Origin of the sequence: Haemophilus sp. oral taxon 851 str. F0397, assembly GCF_000242295.1 — a bacterium.
GTDB lineage: Bacteria > Pseudomonadota > Gammaproteobacteria > Enterobacterales > Pasteurellaceae > Haemophilus.
The window spans coordinates 1-855 of record NZ_JH591071.1; the positions used below are offsets into that span (position 1 = coordinate 1).

Here is an 855-nt window from a genome sequence, read left to right on the forward strand (position 1 = left end):
CAGATACTGACGCTGTAAATGTGGCTCAGTTGAAGGCAAATACCACAACCGTTGAAGCAGGTAAAAACGTAACGGTAAATAAAACAAAAGACGATGCAACAGGTAAAACATTTACCGTGCATTCAGAAAAAACCACAGTATCAAAAGAGGATAATAGCCCAATTAAATTAACCTCAACCTCAAATACATCAGAGCATACAACAGATTATAAAGTTGGTTTAAATATTGATGAGGGGTCATTAGAGATTACTACTGATGGTAAATTAAAAGCCAAAGCTCAAGGGCAAGCAGTTGAGAAAGTGGTAGCCTCTACTGATACAGATAACATCGCGACAGTTTCAACGCAATCTGGAGCGGCGGCAGGCTCTGCAAATGAAACGTATAAAGTGAGCGTGACTAAAAATGATGTAAAAGATGCGGCGAAAGAAGCAGTTGATGTGAAAGGTAGTGATTTTATTACCGTCACCCCGACAGATGGGGAGCATTTAAAAACCCATACAGTTGCGGCTAAAACAGGCGAGATTACTGTCGCAGAAGCAACGGGCGCGGTAACCCCTATTACAACTGCAACAGGTTTAGTGACGGATAAAACAGTCGCCGATGCGATTGCAAAATCAGGCTTCCAATTAAAAGAAGATGGCACACTTAAAAATGTAGTGAATCCAGGTGAAAGCTTAAACTTCAAACCAGGTCAAGGCACAAAAGTTTCTGTGGGTGCGAATGGCGATGTTCAAGTGAATGCGAACGTGGCAAGCTTAACAGGTGGAGATAATGTCACCATTGAAGATAATGGTGATGGCAATTTCACAATTAAGGCAACAGACACCAACACGCAAGCAAGTGTATCTAAATTAA

Annotated in this window: 1 pseudogene; it reads left to right on the forward strand. The window is 41.4% G+C overall.

The features are described 5' to 3' along the window. Positions 1 to 855: pseudogene (locus HMPREF9096_RS09290) on the forward strand (hypothetical protein); the annotation flags it as partial.